We start from the raw sequence: 13200 nt of genomic DNA, 5'->3' as shown, positions 1-13200 counted from the left end.
GTGCGCTTACCCTGCGAAGAAGCGCACCCGCGGTCGCCGCGCCCGAATGCCGCCGAATGCAGATTGAGGTTTTCCGCGTGTCGCGCAAGAGCAGTGTGCTGCCGGTCGCCGTCGTCCTCGCCGGGCTGGCCCTGGCCGGGTGCGAGCACCCGGACGGGATGGCCCTCGTCGCGGCGAGCGCCACCGCCACGGTCCGCACCACGCCGCAACCGGACGCCGAGCCGACCACCGCGACCACCGCGACCACCTCGCCGGACGCCACGCCGTCCTCGTCCGCCACCACGACGTCCGAGCTGCCGCCGGCCACCACGACCACGACGACCACCGTCGAGCCGCCGAAGCAGGCCCAGGTCCCGGCCGAGCCGCCCGCGCCCCCCGCGCCGACCAGGACCAGGACCGAGGTCGAACTGGCCGAGGCCAAGGCGTTCGAGCTCACCAACGCCGAACGCGCCGCGAACGGCTGCCCCGTGCTGGCCGCCGACGACCGGTTGGCCGCCGCCGCCCGCGCGCACAGCGCCGACATGGCCGCCCAGGACTACTTCGACCACGTCTCCCAGGACGGCCGCAGCTTCGTCGACCGGGTCAAGGCCGCCGGCTACGCCGCGCCCGGCGCGGAGAACATCGCCGCCGGTCAACGCACCGCCGAGGCCGTGATCAAGGGCTGGATGGACTCGCCGGGCCACCGCGCCAACATCCTGAACTGCAAGCTCAAGACGCTGGGCGTCGGCATGGCCCGCGGCGGTTCCTACGGCATCTACTGGACTCAGAACTTCGGCTGGTGACCGTCGCCGCCGGCGGGCAGCTCGTCCAGGATCAGCACGGTGTGGCTGGACGTCACGTCCGGCATCGTCTGCAACCGCGACAGCACCAGGTCGCGCAGGCTGTGCGCGTCCGGCGCGCGCACCAGCAGCACCAGGTCGTAGTCGCCGGACACCAGCGCGCCGTGCCACACCTCGGGGATCTCCATCACCCGCCGCCGCACGGCTTTCCACGAGTGCTGGCTGATCTTGAGGTAGACGTAGGCGGAGATGCCGAAGCCGTAGCGCTCCGGGTCGACCACCGCCGTGTACCCGGTGACGACGCCGTCCCGGTGCAACCGCTCCACCCGCGAGTACGCGCTCGCCCGCGAGATGTGCAGCTTCTCCGCCAACGACCGCATCGACATCCGCCCGTCCGCGCGCAGCTCCTCCACGATGCGCCGGTCGAGCTCGTCCAGCGGTGCCGAATGTCCAGCTCGAGCCGTCATGTGGCCGACCATAACCCGTCTGCGCGACCGTTCGTCCGGATTCCGGGCCGGGATCTGGAACTTTGGTCGTTGTGAGCAGGACCATGCCCTCCATCCCGCCCAGTGGGACAGTCGGACACCCGGAGGAGCCCATGGCCCGCACCCGCGCGCCCGAGCGGACGTTGCTGCCCAGCGACGAACCGTTGTCGCTGCTGCGCAAGGACGGCACGCCGGTGGACGACTCGCCGCTGTCGATGCCCGATGACGACGTGCTGGTCGAACTGCACCGCCGGATGGTCGTCGGCCGCCGCTTCGACACCCAGGCCACCGCCCTGACCAGGCAGGGCAGGCTCGCGGTCTACCCGTCCTCGCGCGGCCAGGAGGCGTGCGAGGTCGGCGCGGTGCTCGCGCTGCGCCCCGACGACTGGCTGTTCCCGACCTACCGCGACTCCGTCGCCCTGGTCACCCGCGGCGTCGACCCCGCCGAGACGCTGACCCTGCTGCAAGGCGGCTGGCACCTCGGCTACGACCCGTACGAGCACCGCGTCGGCCCCCAGTGCACCCCGCTGGCGACCAACACGCTGCACGCCGTGGGCTTCGCGCACGCGGCCCGGCTCAAGGGCGAGGACACCGCCGCGCTGGTCATGCTCGGTGATGGCGCCACCTCCGAGGGCGACACGCACGAGGCGCTCAACTTCGCCGGGGTGTGGCAGGCGCCGGTGGTGTTCCTGGTGCAGAACAACGGCTACGCGATCAGCGTGCCCATGGCCAAGCAGAACGCCGCGCCGTCGTTGGCGCACAAGGGCATCGGGTACGGCGTGCCGTCCGTGCTGGTGGACGGCAACGACGTGGCCGCCGTGTTCGCGGTGGTGCGCGAGGCGGTGGAGTCGGGCGGGCCGACGTTGATCGAGGCGCTGACCTACCGGATCGAGGCGCACACCAACGCCGACGACGCCACCCGCTACCGCACGTCCGACGAGGTCGCGGCGTGGCTGGACCGCGACCCGGTGGACCGGCTGGAGGCGTACCTGACGTCACGGGGGCTGCTGGACAACGCGCGGCGCGCGGCGGTGGCGGCCGAGGCGGAGGAGTTCGCGGCGTCCGTGCGGGCGAGGCTGAACGCCGACGTCGTGCCCTCGCCCGACGAGCTGTTCGAGCACGTCTACGCGACCACGCCCCGCCACCTGCGCGAGCAGGCCGCGGCACTGCGGGAGGAGCTGGCATGACCGCGGTCGTCGCACAGGAGTCCCAGGTCTCGATGGCGGGCGCGCTGAACCGGGCGCTGGCCGACGCGCTGGCCGCCGACCCGACCGTGCTGGTGTTCGGCGAGGACGTCGGCGCGCTCGGCGGCGTGTTCCGGGTGACCGACGGGTTGGCCGCGCGGTTCGGCGAGCAGCGGGTGTTCGACACGCCGTTGGCCGAGTCCGGCATCGTCGGCACCGCGATCGGCATGGCGATGAACGGGCTGCGGCCCGTGGTGGAGATGCAGTTCGACGCGTTCGCCTACCCGGCGTTCGAGCAGATCACCAGCCACCTGGCCAAGCTCCGCAACCGCACGCGCGGCCGGGTGTCGCTTCCGGTGGTGATCCGGGTGCCGTACGGCGGCGGCATCGGCGGGGTCGAGCACCACTGCGACTCGTCGGAGGCCTACTACACGCACACGCCGGGGTTGCGGGTCGTCACGCCGGGCACACCCGACGACGCCTACCGGTTGCTGCGCGACTCGATCGACTCGCCGGACCCGGTGATCTTCCTGGAGCCGAAGCGGCGGTACTGGACCAAGGGCGCGCTGCCGTCCTCGTCCGACTCGATCGGGTTCGACCGGGCGTTGGTGCGGCGGACCGGGCGTGACGTCACGTTGATCGCGTACGGGCCGATGGTGGCGACGGCGTCGGAGACGGCCGAGGCGGCGGCGGAGGAGGGCTGGGACGTCGAGGTCGTCGACCTGCGGTCGTTGTCGCCGTTCGACGACGAGACGGTGTGCGCTTCGGTGCGCAAGACCGGGCGTGCGGTGGTCGTGCACGAGGCGTCGGGGTTCGGCGGGTACGGCGCGGAGGTCGTGGCGCGGGTGACCGAGCGGTGCTTCCACCACCTGCACGCGCCGGTGCTGCGGGTGACCGGGTTCGACATCCCCTACCCGCCGCCGAAGCTGGAGGAGCACCACTTGCCGGGCGTGGACCGCATCCTGGACGCCATCGCCCGGCTGCAGTGGGACGACGAGGTCGTGGGGAGCCACGGTGCCTGACTTCCGGCTGCCCGACTTGGGCGAAGGGCTGACCGAGGGCGAGATCGTCACCTGGCTGGTGTCGGTCGGCGACCAGGTGTCGATCGACCAGCCCGTGGTGGAGGTGGAGACGGCGAAGGCCGTGGTCGAGGTGCCGTGCCCGTACGAGGGCGTGGTGAGCGCGCGGTTCGGCGAGCCGGGGGAGAAGCTGGCCGTCGGCTCGGTGCTGCTCACCGTGGGCGAGCCGGAGCAGTCGGGCAGCGGCAACGTCCTGATCGGCTACGGCACCTCCGAAACCCCGCGCCGCCGACGCCGCCCCCGCGAGTCCGACGCTCAGCACGCGAGTGTCCTGCGCTCGGAACACCCGAGTTCAACGCCCGGAACACCTGACGGGGCCGCGATCGCCACCGCCCGCACGTCGGCCGCGGCCGGGTCGGCGGCTCCGGGCACCGCCGCCGGGCCCGCCGCGATTCCCGCGCCGGACACCGGCCGTGCCACCGCACCCGCCGTCATCTCCCCGCTCGTGCGGCGACTCGCGCGGGACCACGGCCTGGCGCTCGACCGGATCCCCGGCACCGGACCGGGCGGCGTCATCCGGCGCGCGGACGTGGAACGCGAACTCGCCGCCCGCGCCACGCCCGACCCCGCGCCCACCGGCGGCCGTCGCATCCCGTTGCGCGGCCTGCGCGGCGCGGTCGCGGCGAAGCTGGCCACCTCACGCCGGGAGATCCCCGAAGCGACCGTCTGGGTGGACGTCGACGCCACCGACTTCCTCGCCGCACGGGCCGCGATGCCGACGGTGTCTCTGCTCGCGCTGCTCGCCCGGTTCACCGTGCTGGGCCTGAAGAAGTTCCCCGAGCTGAACTCCCGCGTCGAGGGCGACGAGATCGTCGTCCTGGACGCGGTGCACCTCGGCTTCGCCGCCCAGACCGACCGCGGCCTGGTCGTGCCGGTGGTGCGGGACGCCCAGTCCCTGACCACCGCCGAGCTCGCGTCCGCCATCGCCGCGCACACCGCGTCGGCGCGCGAAGGCAAGCTCACGCCCGCCGCGATGACCGGCGGCACGTTCACCGTCAACAACTACGGCGTGTTCGGCGTCGACGGCTCGGCCGCGATCATCAACCACCCGGAGGCCGCGATCCTCGGCATCGGCCGGATCATCGACCGGCCGTGGGCCGTTGACGGGCAGCTCGCCGTGCGCAAGGTCGCCCAGTTGACGCTCGCCTTCGACCACCGGGTGTGCGACGGCGGCACGGCGGGCGGGTTCCTGCGGTTCGTCGCGGACTGCGTCGAGTCCCCGATCACCGCCTTGGCCGACCTCTAGTGCCGTGGCCGTCGGCCTCTGCCCCGTGTTTCGGCGGTCGGACGCGAGGCGCCCTGCCGAGCGCCGGAAGACGCGGCGAAGGTCACCGGTCACCGCACTAGCCTGGGCGGCATGACCGACGCGACACGGCAGTGGCGGGAGTGGCAGCGAGCCCCGTGGGGACGGCTGCGCTACACGCAGGCGGAGGCCAACCTCGCCCGCCACCTGCCGTCCGCGTCGGTGTCGGTGCTCGACCTGGCCGGCGGGGACGGCGCGGACGCGTTGCGGCTGGCCCGGCGCGGCCACCACGTGACCGTGGTCGACCGGTCCGCCGAGATGCTGGCCGAGGCGGAACGGGCGTTCGCCGGAGCCGAGTTGCCGGCGCAGCTGGTCGAAGCCGATCTCGCCGACCTGCCCGAGGACGTGCGGGTCGAGCACGACGTGGTGCTGGCGCACAACGTGATCCAGTACCTGCCGGACCCGGCGGCGGCCCTGCGCGCGGCCGTCGGACTCGTCGCGCCGGGCGGGCTGCTGTCGGTCATCGCGCTCAACCGCCACGCCGAGCCGCTGCGGCACGCCACCCAGCACCTCGACCCGGCCGCCGCCCTGACCGCGTTGGACACCGACCAGGCGCGCACGCAGACGTTCGACACCACCCTCACCCTCTACACGGCCGACCAGGTGCGGGACTGGCTGCCCGACTGCGCGCTCGTCGGCCACTACGGCATCCGCGCGGTCACCGACTACGTCTCCGACAACGACCGCAAGCACGACCCGGCGTTCTTCGCCGACCTCGAACGGTTGGAACTGGCCCTGGCCCACCGGATGCCGTACCCGCTCCTCGCCCGCTTCTTCCACCTGGTCTTCCGGCGCGGAAACCCGGACGACGGCGAGACCGCGATTTCGTAGATTGACCGACGTGACCAAGCCCGACTACCCCATCCGGACCCGGCGCCTGACCCTGCGCCCGTTCACCCTCGACGACCACGCCGCGCTGCACTCGTGGCAGTCCCGCCCGGACGTCGTCCGATACCTCTACGGCGAAGAGCGCACCCCCGAGGAGACGGCTCAGAGCCTGGCGCTGAAGGCGTCGGTGACGTGGCCGGAGAAGGAGGGCGACCACCTCGCGCTCGCCGTGGAGCGCGACGGCGAGGTGATCGGCGAAGCCGTGCTGAAGTGGCTCAGCGAGGCGCACCGGCAGGGCGAGGTCGGCTACATCTTCCACCCCGACCACCACGGCAAGGGCTACGCCACCGAAGCCGCCGCCGCCATGCTGGACCTCGGCTTCACCCACCTCGGCCTGCACCGCGTCAGCGCGTCGTGCGACGCGTTCAACGAGCCGTCGTGGCGCGTGATGGAACGGCTCGGCATGCGCCGCGAAGCCCACTTCCGGCACAACGAGGTCTTCAAGGGCGCCTGGGGCGAGGAGTTGGTCTACGCGATCCTGGAGGACGAGTGGCACCGGATGGCGGACAGCCGGTGGCGGCCGGACGGCGCATGATGTCCGGATGCAGAGGTTCATGGAGGACAGCGGCGCCTACGAGCACTGGCTGGCGGACAACCAGGACCAGTACGTCGTCAACGCCGAGCGCAACCTGAACCCGGACAACCTCGTCCTGCACCGCGCCTCCTGCCGCACGATCAACGGCACGCCGGCCCGCGGCACCACCTGGGTGGGCAGCTACGTGAAACTCGTCGGCAACCGCGCGGAACTGGAAGCCGAACACCCGACCGCCCGCCCGTGCCGCCTCTGCCTGTGACGGGGGAGGTCATGCCGAGCCGGTTGGTCTGGTACGTCAGCTACGGCTCGAACATGCACGCCGACAGGTTCGCGTGCTACCTCGCCGGTGGGACGCCGGTCGGTGCGACGCGCGGGTACCCGGGGTGCCGGGACACCAGCCCGCCGTGCGACACCAGGGCGTTGGAGGTGCCCGGTGGGATCTACTTCGCCACCGAGTCGCCCGTCTGGCTCGGCGGCCGGGCGTTCTACGACCCCGGGCTGCCGGGTTCCGCCGCCGCCCGCGGCTACCTCGTCACCACCGCGCAGTTCGCCGACGTCGCCGCGCAGGAGATGTACCGCGACCCCGGCGCGGACCTCGACCTGACGGTGGTGGTGGCCGACGGCAGGCACGCGCTCGGGCCCGGCCGCTACGAGACCCTGCTCCACCTCGGCGAGCACGACGGCCACCCGGCGCTGACGTTCACCGCGCCCTGGAGCGCGGCCGACGTCGAGCACACCAAGCCCTCCGCCAACTACCTGACCATGCTCGCGACCGGCCTCGCCGAGACCCACGCCTGGAGCACCGGGCGGATCGCCGGCTACCTCGCCGGCCGCACCCCGTTCTGGTCCGCGGCCGAGGTCGCGGCGCTGCTCGACCCTCCGCGGCGCTGACGAAGGCGAGCGCCGGTCAGTCCTTCGCCACCACCGCGTCGAGGTTCCCGTCGTCACCGGCGACGCACGACGCCTCCCGCGCCGTCGTGGCCAGGAACTCCGTCATGCACCGGCCGAACTGCTCGTAGCCCCGGTCGTTGGGGTGGAACGACTCCTGCAACGCGTGCCGCGCCCGTGCCTCGTCCCGCAGGCCGTCGAAGTCCACCGTGAGCCGGGTGAACCACTCCTGGTCGGCCTTCTTGCCACCCATGCACGCCTCGTGCCGGTCACCCGCCTTCGACAGGTCGAGGAACCGCGCCTGCGCCGCCTTCGCCGCCGTCCGCAAACCCTCCGACAGCTGCTCGACCGCCCTGTCCCGCACCCACTCCAGGTCACCCGTGCGCAACGGGCACCCCGCGAGGTTCTGCAGGTCGAACGGCAACCCCGGCGCGACCGGCGCGGCGTAGGACTGCAGCACCAGCGTGTACGAACGGGGCGTGTAGCCCTCGTCCTGCAACACCCGCCGGATGTCACGCAGCGCGCGCTCCACCTTGGGCGTCATCCGCTCGACCCGGGCCCGCCACTCGTCGGCCATGGCCTTCGCGCAGTCGGCACGCCGTTCGATCCACGCCCGCAGGCACGCGCCGAGCACGTCGGCGAAACGCGGGTCGTCGTTCGCGCCCACCGCCACCACGACCACCGACACCCGGTACTCGCGCGCGATGGCGGCCAGCTGCCTCGCCTGCGAGCCCTCGGTGTTGCGCACCTGGTCGGTGATGCCGACCTGCTCGGAGTTCGCGCCCGAACAAGCCAGGTTGAACACCTTGTCCACGCCGGCGACCTGCGTCTTGTGCACCGACGCCTTCGTCGACCGGTGGCACCAGTTGTCGTTCTCGCCGTTCGTGCCCGGCTCGTAGGACCCCGCGCCCTCACCGGCCATGGTGCTGTCGCCCATCGCCACGATCGCGCGCGGGGCGTCGCGCCCGGGTCCCGGCAGCGACGGGTACGGCGAGTCGCTGACCAGCAGCAACAGGGCGAGCAGGGGGAAGACCAGGGCAACGGACACGATTCGGCGCGACATCGGTGCCTATCCTACGGAGATCCGCCCGCCGCTGAGCACCAGCGTGCGGTCCGCCGCCCGGTGCACCTCGTCGTGGTGCGTGGCGACCAGCACCGCCGCGCCCGCGTCGGCCGCTCGCCGCAGCACCCGCACCGCCGTCGGCGCGCTGCGCTGGTCGAGGTGCGCGGTCGGCTCGTCGGCCAGCAGCACCTCCGGCTCGCCGACCACGGCCCGGGCCAGCGCGGCCCGCTGCTGCTGCCCGAACGACACCTCGGCCGGGTACCGGTCGGCCAACCCGCCGATACCCAGCTCCGCCAGCAGCTCTGCCACCCGGTCGAGTGAACCGCCGGTGCGGCCGAGCCGGATCGGCAGCGCCACGTTCTCCGCCAGCGTCAGCTCACCGGCCAGACCGAGCGCCTGCGGCAGCAACGCGCACACCTTCCACGACGGCGGCGACGTCCGCACCTCGCCGGCCATCTCCACCGTGCCCGCGTCGGCGCGGTCGAACCCCGCCAGCACGGCCAGCAACGCGCTCTTGCCCGACCCGGACGGCCCGGACAACGTCACCAACTCGCCCGGCGCCACCTCCAGGTCCACCCCGCGCAGCACGCGCACCGGCCCGCTCGCGTGCCGGAACGTCCGCTCGATCCCTTTCACCAGCAACGCCGTCATGCCACCAACCCTCCGTCCCGCAGGTCGAACCTGGTGTCCGCCAACGCGATCAGCCTCGGGTCGTGCGACGCCACCACGACCGGCACGCCCCGCCGCGCCAGGTCGGCCAACGTCTCCAGCACCAGGTCCGCCGACGACGCGTCCAGTTGCGAGGTCGGCTCGTCGGCCAGCACGACCGTCGCCTGCCGCGCCAACGCGCACCCGAACGCCAGCCGCTGCTGCTGCCCGCCCGACAGCGCCGACACCTTCCACGTGGCCGTGCCCGGCAGCCCCAGCTGCCCCAGCACCTCGTCCACCCGCGCGACCCGGCCCGCCGCCTGCGCCGCCGCACGCAGGTTGTCGCCCACCTCCAGGTGGCCGAGCAGGTTGTCCCCCGGGTTCTGGAACACCAGCGCGATGTCGCGCCGCCGCAGCTTCCGCCGCGCACCGGACGACAACCGCGCCGTGCCCATCCCGCGCAACTCCACGCCGCCGCGCGTCGGCCGTTCCACCAGGCTCAGCACCCGCAGCAACGTCGACTTGCCCGACCCGGACGGCCCGGCCAGCACCGTCAACCCGGTCGCGGGCACGTCCAACGTCACGTCCGACACCGCGGTCACCGCCCCGGCGGGCGTGCGGTAGTCCACACCCACCTCGCGCAGCCGCAACACGTGCTCAACCACGGTTGACGTCCTCCCTTGGCCATGTCGAGGGATCCCCACCAGGCCGGTTGCCCGAAGACCGCTGGACCGCTGTTGGTGGGCGTCGTGCCTTCCGGCCCCGCTTGTCCGTCCGGGTTCGCCCGCCCCAACCCGGGCTCGCGGACGTGCACGCGGGGTTGATCGCAATGATCTTGAGGCGCAGCGCCTCGAACACGATGAGGCTGTCGTCGCTTGCCGGCGCATGAGCGAGCTTCGTGGTGAAGTCCTGTCGGCGACTTCGGACCTCGCCCAGTGCGCGGTTCAGGGCGGCGGCAGCGGATTCGCGGCGGTTCGAACCCCTCGCCGTGCGAGCCGGTCGCTGCTGCAACACCTCGCAGCGCTCGATCTCGCGCGCACTCGCATGAGCCTTGTGGACGGTGATCTGCGTCGGGCCGGGGAAGCGGGACGACGGCGACCAGCGGTGTGCCGATCGCCGCTTCACGCGCCACGTTCCTCGCGTCGTGCAGGCCCTGTCCAAGTCCACCAACGTTCGTCGGAGGGTGTGCGACGGAGGTTCAGCCGGCCACGGGAAGTCGGCCTTGGCTTCGGCGAGTTCCAGAGCGGTGTTCCAGTCCGATCGGCAGGTCCCGCCAACGGTTTCGGCGACAGTCTCTTGCTCCGATGTGCGGTCCACTCGGTGGCGACGACCGGTCAGCACCAATTCACCCCCTCGAACACTTGATCGAATCCTAGCCGCTGAACGGTGGACGGTCACTGCCCGTCACGCCAACGAGTGGTCAACCGCGGATCAGCTCCCCGATCTTCGCCGAACGCACCGCGCGCACCGCGATCCACGCCGCCACCAGCACCACCAGCACGCCCCCGACCACCGTCGTCACCAGCAGCGGCAGGAGGTTCGGCACTTCCGGCAGCGGGGTGAGCCGCGGCGCGGGATCCAGCTTCGGCACGGTGAAGCCGCTGCTCACCGCGCTCGCGGCCGAGCCGACGACCACCGCGGCGGCGGCGACGGCGCCCAGTTCGAGCAGGTGGCTGCGCAGCATCGCGGCCGGTCCGAGGCCCATCCGGGCGCTGAACGCCCCGGACAGGGCGTTCTGCCGTCGCCGCACCTCCACCGCCAGCAGCAGCGCGATCGACGCCACCACCGCGAGCACCGCGCCCAGCGCCGCGACGAACCCGAACGTCCACTTGATCGTCAGGAACGGCAGGCCCTGCACCGCCTTCTCCTTCACGCCGACGTCGTGCGACACCTTCACGCCGGCCGCCGAGAGCGCCTCGGTCACCTCTCGCAACGGCTTGCTCGACCACACGTACCAGGAACCGACGTCACGGCGGTCCTCGATCCGGTCGACCGGCAGGACCCAGCCGAACCTGCCGAGCTTCGGCAACGACGGCACCCACGCGTCCGGCTCGAACGGCGGCAGCCCCGGCAACCGGACCTCGCCGCGCGGCACGTCGCCCACCCGGAGCGGCTCGGCCGGCAGCGCCGGGTCGATCCCGGACGGGAACGCGCCGTCGTGGAACGTCCTCGGGTCCACCACCAGCGCCGCGCGCTCGTACTGCTTGACGTAGCCCACGATGGTGGAGTTGCCGCGCAACGCCTCCGGCAGCTCGGTGACCTCCGCCGAGACCTGGGCGTAGCTGTTGGCACCCGCGTACATGCCCGACTTCACCTCCAGCGCGGTCTCCTGCGACTGGGCGATGGCGCTGCCGGCCGCGATGGTGCCGACCGCCAGCACACCGATCAGCAGCACACCGGTGACCGGGCCGGCGCCGGCCGCGAGCCGCCGGATCGCCAACTGCGCGGCGGGTGCGGACCACAGCTTCGCCCGGTGCGACGCGGCCAACGCCCACTTCGCCAACCGGGCCGTCAGCAGCGCCACCGTGAGCACGACCAGCAGCGGGAACGCCAGCGCGGCGGCGTCGATGCGCGGCAGCGCGCCGATCTTCGTCGTGGTGGCGAGACCGCTGTGCTGCACGCGGTTCCACGCCCACACCGCCAGGGCGGCGGTGGCCAGCTCCCACGGCAACGCGGTCAGCACCTTGCGCAGCCGGTTGCCGCGGCCCGCGACCTGGAACATCCGGTGCGTGCGCAGCGCGCCCGTGGCGAACGTGACCACGATGCTCAACGCCACCACCACGACCACCGCCAGCGCCGCGGTCGTCACGGTGCCCGGCGGCAGCAGGTCGGACGGCGCGTACACCGGCAGCAGCAACCGGGCCGTGCCCAGCCCGAGCGCGCCGCCGACCACCAGCGGCAGGCCCAGCTCCAGCACGCCGCGCCCGCCGAGGGCGAACGGCCCGGAGCCGCGCACCCACAGCAGCCGCAGCTCGGCCTGGCGGCGCTGCGCCCACTGGACGGTCACCGTGGCGACGCCGGCCAGGCCGATGAGCAGGCTGATCAGGGTGAGCGGCAGCACGGCGGAACGCACGTTGCCCACGGTCTGCCTGGCGTTCTGCACCGGCAGGACCAGCGGCGACATCGTGCGGTTGAAGTGCTCCTCGATCGGCGCGACGCGCGCGGTGCCCTCGGCGAGCAGCGCCTCGGCCTCGGCGATCGTGCCCGGCGGGACGGCCGGGAAGCGCACGGTCACGTCGACCACGCCGTTCAGCTCCGGCGGCAGCGCGGCGAACGACTCGGCGCTCGGCATCCACACCACGGCGGTCGCCAGCTCGTCGCGGTCGAGCACGTTGGGCACGACGAAGTGGCGTTCCGGGCACCACCAGTCGGGCAGCGGGTCGAGGATGTCGGCGTAGACCGCGGTGACCGGTGGCAACCGCCCGCCCAGGCCGCGCTCGCCCAGCCGCAGGTCGGTGGTCTCGGCGATGCTCTTCGGCACCCACAGGCCGTCCTTCGAGCCGCCTTCGAGCACCTTCAGGTGATCGGTGGCGCCCGGGCGGTAGCCGAACTTCGCGTCGGTCGGCCGGCCGCCGAAGTCGACGCGCTCCTCGCGGAGGTAGGTGCCGATCAACGGCTCGTGGCCCGGCATCGACTCCTTGATCGCCTGGACCATCCCGGGGACGTGCTCCTGGCGCACCCCGGTGGCCTCCAGCGACGGGTGCAGCGCCTCCTGGCACAGGCGGTCCCGCTCGTAGTCGATCGCCGCGCTGCCGGACGCCGCCGAGTGCATCACGGCGGCGGCCACCACGAAGCTCAGCAGCAGCGCGGTGACCACGCTGACCAGCAACGTCAGCGGACTCGACAGGGCCGCGCGCGGGGCGGCTCGCCACGGGATCTGCACCCGCGCACGGTAACCTCCGGTCTCTCGGCGCAGGAGACTTTTCGTGAACGACGATCATCCTCCGGACAACGTCCGGACAACGCGTCCTGTTGTCCGGTTCCGCCGACCGAAACCTGACACGGAGCCTGCTCCGGTTGGCGCGGGCCCGTTCGGGGTACCGGGACAGCATGAAACCGAACGTGCTGAAGAAGTCACTCGCGGTGCTGGTCAGTGGCGCGGCGCTGTTCCTGACCCTGGGCGCGGGTTGCGAGAACGAGGGCGACGGCGAGAACGGCGACCAGCCGGGCGTCGAGCAGCAGGACGAGCAGGACGACCAGGACGGCCAGGACGGCCAGGACGGCGACAACTGACCGCACCGGCTCGTCCCGGGGCACGGGCGGGGGGGGGGGCCGGGGGGCCGGCCGGGGGGGGGGGGTTGGTATGGGTGGTGGTTGGTCGGGGCTCCTCATGGTTTTAACCGAGGGG

The 13200-nt window shown here is 72.7% G+C and carries 14 protein-coding genes; 9 read left to right on the top strand and 5 right to left on the bottom strand.

Translation table 11 applies throughout. The features are described 5' to 3' along the window. The first annotated feature begins 77 nt into the window (after positions 1-77). Complete coding sequence (locus AB0H12_RS00070; RefSeq protein ID WP_499619597.1) at positions 78-782, top strand: CAP domain-containing protein; 705 nt, start codon at positions 78-80, stop codon at positions 780-782. On the opposite strand, the gene AB0H12_RS00065 is transcribed toward AB0H12_RS00070, so the two are convergent. Continuing rightward, positions 764-1246, bottom strand: coding sequence for an Lrp/AsnC family transcriptional regulator (locus AB0H12_RS00065; RefSeq protein WP_498779499.1), 483 nt, complete (start codon positions 1244-1246; stop codon positions 764-766). The genes AB0H12_RS00070 and AB0H12_RS00065 overlap by 19 nt on opposite strands. Before the next feature lie 131 nt (positions 1247-1377). On the opposite strand from AB0H12_RS00065, the gene pdhA reads away from it, so the two are divergent. From pdhA to AB0H12_RS00030, 7 genes are all read left to right on the top strand, one after another. Further along, a complete protein-coding gene (gene pdhA / locus AB0H12_RS00060) occupies positions 1378-2451 on the top strand; it encodes a pyruvate dehydrogenase (acetyl-transferring) E1 component subunit alpha (RefSeq protein ID WP_499619595.1) in 1074 nt (357 codons plus the stop codon). Further along, positions 2448-3470: an alpha-ketoacid dehydrogenase subunit beta gene (locus AB0H12_RS00055; RefSeq protein ID WP_499619593.1), complete on the top strand. Its 1023-nt coding sequence runs from the start codon at positions 2448-2450 to the stop codon at positions 3468-3470. The genes pdhA and AB0H12_RS00055 overlap by 4 nt, the downstream gene beginning before the upstream one ends. Next, complete coding sequence (locus tag AB0H12_RS00050; RefSeq protein WP_499619591.1) at positions 3463-4773, top strand: dihydrolipoamide acetyltransferase family protein; 1311 nt, start codon at positions 3463-3465, stop codon at positions 4771-4773. The genes AB0H12_RS00055 and AB0H12_RS00050 overlap by 8 nt, the downstream gene beginning before the upstream one ends. Before the next feature lie 111 nt (positions 4774-4884). Next, entirely contained in the window at positions 4885-5661 is a 777-nt protein-coding gene (locus AB0H12_RS00045; RefSeq protein ID WP_499619589.1) for a class I SAM-dependent methyltransferase, read from the top strand. A gap of 10 nt (positions 5662-5671) precedes the next feature. Next, positions 5672-6253, top strand: a complete 582-nt coding sequence (locus AB0H12_RS00040) for a GNAT family N-acetyltransferase (protein WP_499619587.1) — start codon at positions 5672-5674, stop codon at positions 6251-6253. 7 nt (positions 6254-6260) lie between these two features. Continuing rightward, positions 6261-6512: a hypothetical protein gene (locus tag AB0H12_RS00035; protein WP_499619586.1), complete on the top strand. Its 252-nt coding sequence runs from the start codon at positions 6261-6263 to the stop codon at positions 6510-6512. Between the two features lie 11 nt (positions 6513-6523). Beyond that, the gene (locus AB0H12_RS00030; protein ID WP_499619584.1) at positions 6524-7144 is read left to right on the top strand and encodes a histone deacetylase; all 621 of its coding nucleotides are present in this window, start codon (positions 6524-6526) and stop codon (positions 7142-7144) included. Positions 7145-7160: 16 nt separating this feature from the next. Here AB0H12_RS00030 and AB0H12_RS00025 read toward each other — a convergent pair whose 3' ends face one another. From AB0H12_RS00025 to AB0H12_RS00010, 4 genes are all read right to left on the bottom strand, one after another. Continuing rightward, a complete protein-coding gene (locus tag AB0H12_RS00025; protein ID WP_499619583.1) occupies positions 7161-8204 on the bottom strand; it encodes a GDSL-type esterase/lipase family protein in 1044 nt (347 codons plus the stop codon). Positions 8205-8210: 6 nt separating this feature from the next. Continuing rightward, positions 8211-8855: an ABC transporter ATP-binding protein gene (locus AB0H12_RS00020; protein WP_499619581.1), complete on the bottom strand. Its 645-nt coding sequence runs from the start codon at positions 8853-8855 to the stop codon at positions 8211-8213. Then, a complete protein-coding gene (locus tag AB0H12_RS00015) occupies positions 8852-9517 on the bottom strand; it encodes an ABC transporter ATP-binding protein (protein WP_499619579.1) in 666 nt (221 codons plus the stop codon). The genes AB0H12_RS00020 and AB0H12_RS00015 overlap by 4 nt, the downstream gene beginning before the upstream one ends. Before the next feature lie 755 nt (positions 9518-10272). Continuing rightward, positions 10273-12735 carry an ABC transporter permease gene (locus AB0H12_RS00010; protein ID WP_499619577.1) on the bottom strand — a complete coding sequence of 821 codons (2463 nt, stop codon included), beginning with the start codon at positions 12733-12735 and terminating at the stop codon, positions 10273-10275. Positions 12736-12902: 167 nt separating this feature from the next. On the opposite strand from AB0H12_RS00010, the gene AB0H12_RS00005 reads away from it, so the two are divergent. Continuing rightward, positions 12903-13085: a hypothetical protein gene (locus AB0H12_RS00005; RefSeq protein ID WP_499619576.1), complete on the top strand. Its 183-nt coding sequence runs from the start codon at positions 12903-12905 to the stop codon at positions 13083-13085. Positions 13086-13200: the final 115 nt, after the last annotated feature.

Origin of the sequence: Actinosynnema sp. NPDC023794, from assembly GCF_040639675.1 — a bacterium.
GTDB lineage: Bacteria > Actinomycetota > Actinomycetes > Mycobacteriales > Pseudonocardiaceae > Actinosynnema > Actinosynnema luteola.
Note: the sequence above shows the minus strand (reverse complement) of the source record. Positions and strands in the feature narration are given on the sequence as shown.

Bases quoted from the DNA above. Each gene is read 5' to 3' on its own strand.
- AB0H12_RS00030 (WP_499619584.1), top strand. From the start codon at position 6,524: ATGCCGAGCCGGTTGGTCTGGTACGTCAGCTACGGCTCGAACATGCAC.
- AB0H12_RS00065 (WP_498779499.1), bottom strand. From the start codon at position 1,246: ATGACGGCTCGAGCTGGACATTCGGCACCGCTGGACGAGCTCGACCGG.
- AB0H12_RS00045 (WP_499619589.1), top strand. From the start codon at position 4,885: ATGACCGACGCGACACGGCAGTGGCGGGAGTGGCAGCGAGCCCCGTGG.
- AB0H12_RS00025 (WP_499619583.1), bottom strand. From the start codon at position 8,204: ATGTCGCGCCGAATCGTGTCCGTTGCCCTGGTCTTCCCCCTGCTCGCC.
- AB0H12_RS00020 (WP_499619581.1), bottom strand. From the start codon at position 8,855: ATGACGGCGTTGCTGGTGAAAGGGATCGAGCGGACGTTCCGGCACGCG.
- AB0H12_RS00035 (WP_499619586.1), top strand. From the start codon at position 6,261: ATGCAGAGGTTCATGGAGGACAGCGGCGCCTACGAGCACTGGCTGGCG.
- AB0H12_RS00055 (WP_499619593.1), top strand. From the start codon at position 2,448: ATGACCGCGGTCGTCGCACAGGAGTCCCAGGTCTCGATGGCGGGCGCG.
- AB0H12_RS00005 (WP_499619576.1), top strand. From the start codon at position 12,903: ATGAAACCGAACGTGCTGAAGAAGTCACTCGCGGTGCTGGTCAGTGGC.
- pdhA (WP_499619595.1), top strand. From the start codon at position 1,378: ATGGCCCGCACCCGCGCGCCCGAGCGGACGTTGCTGCCCAGCGACGAA.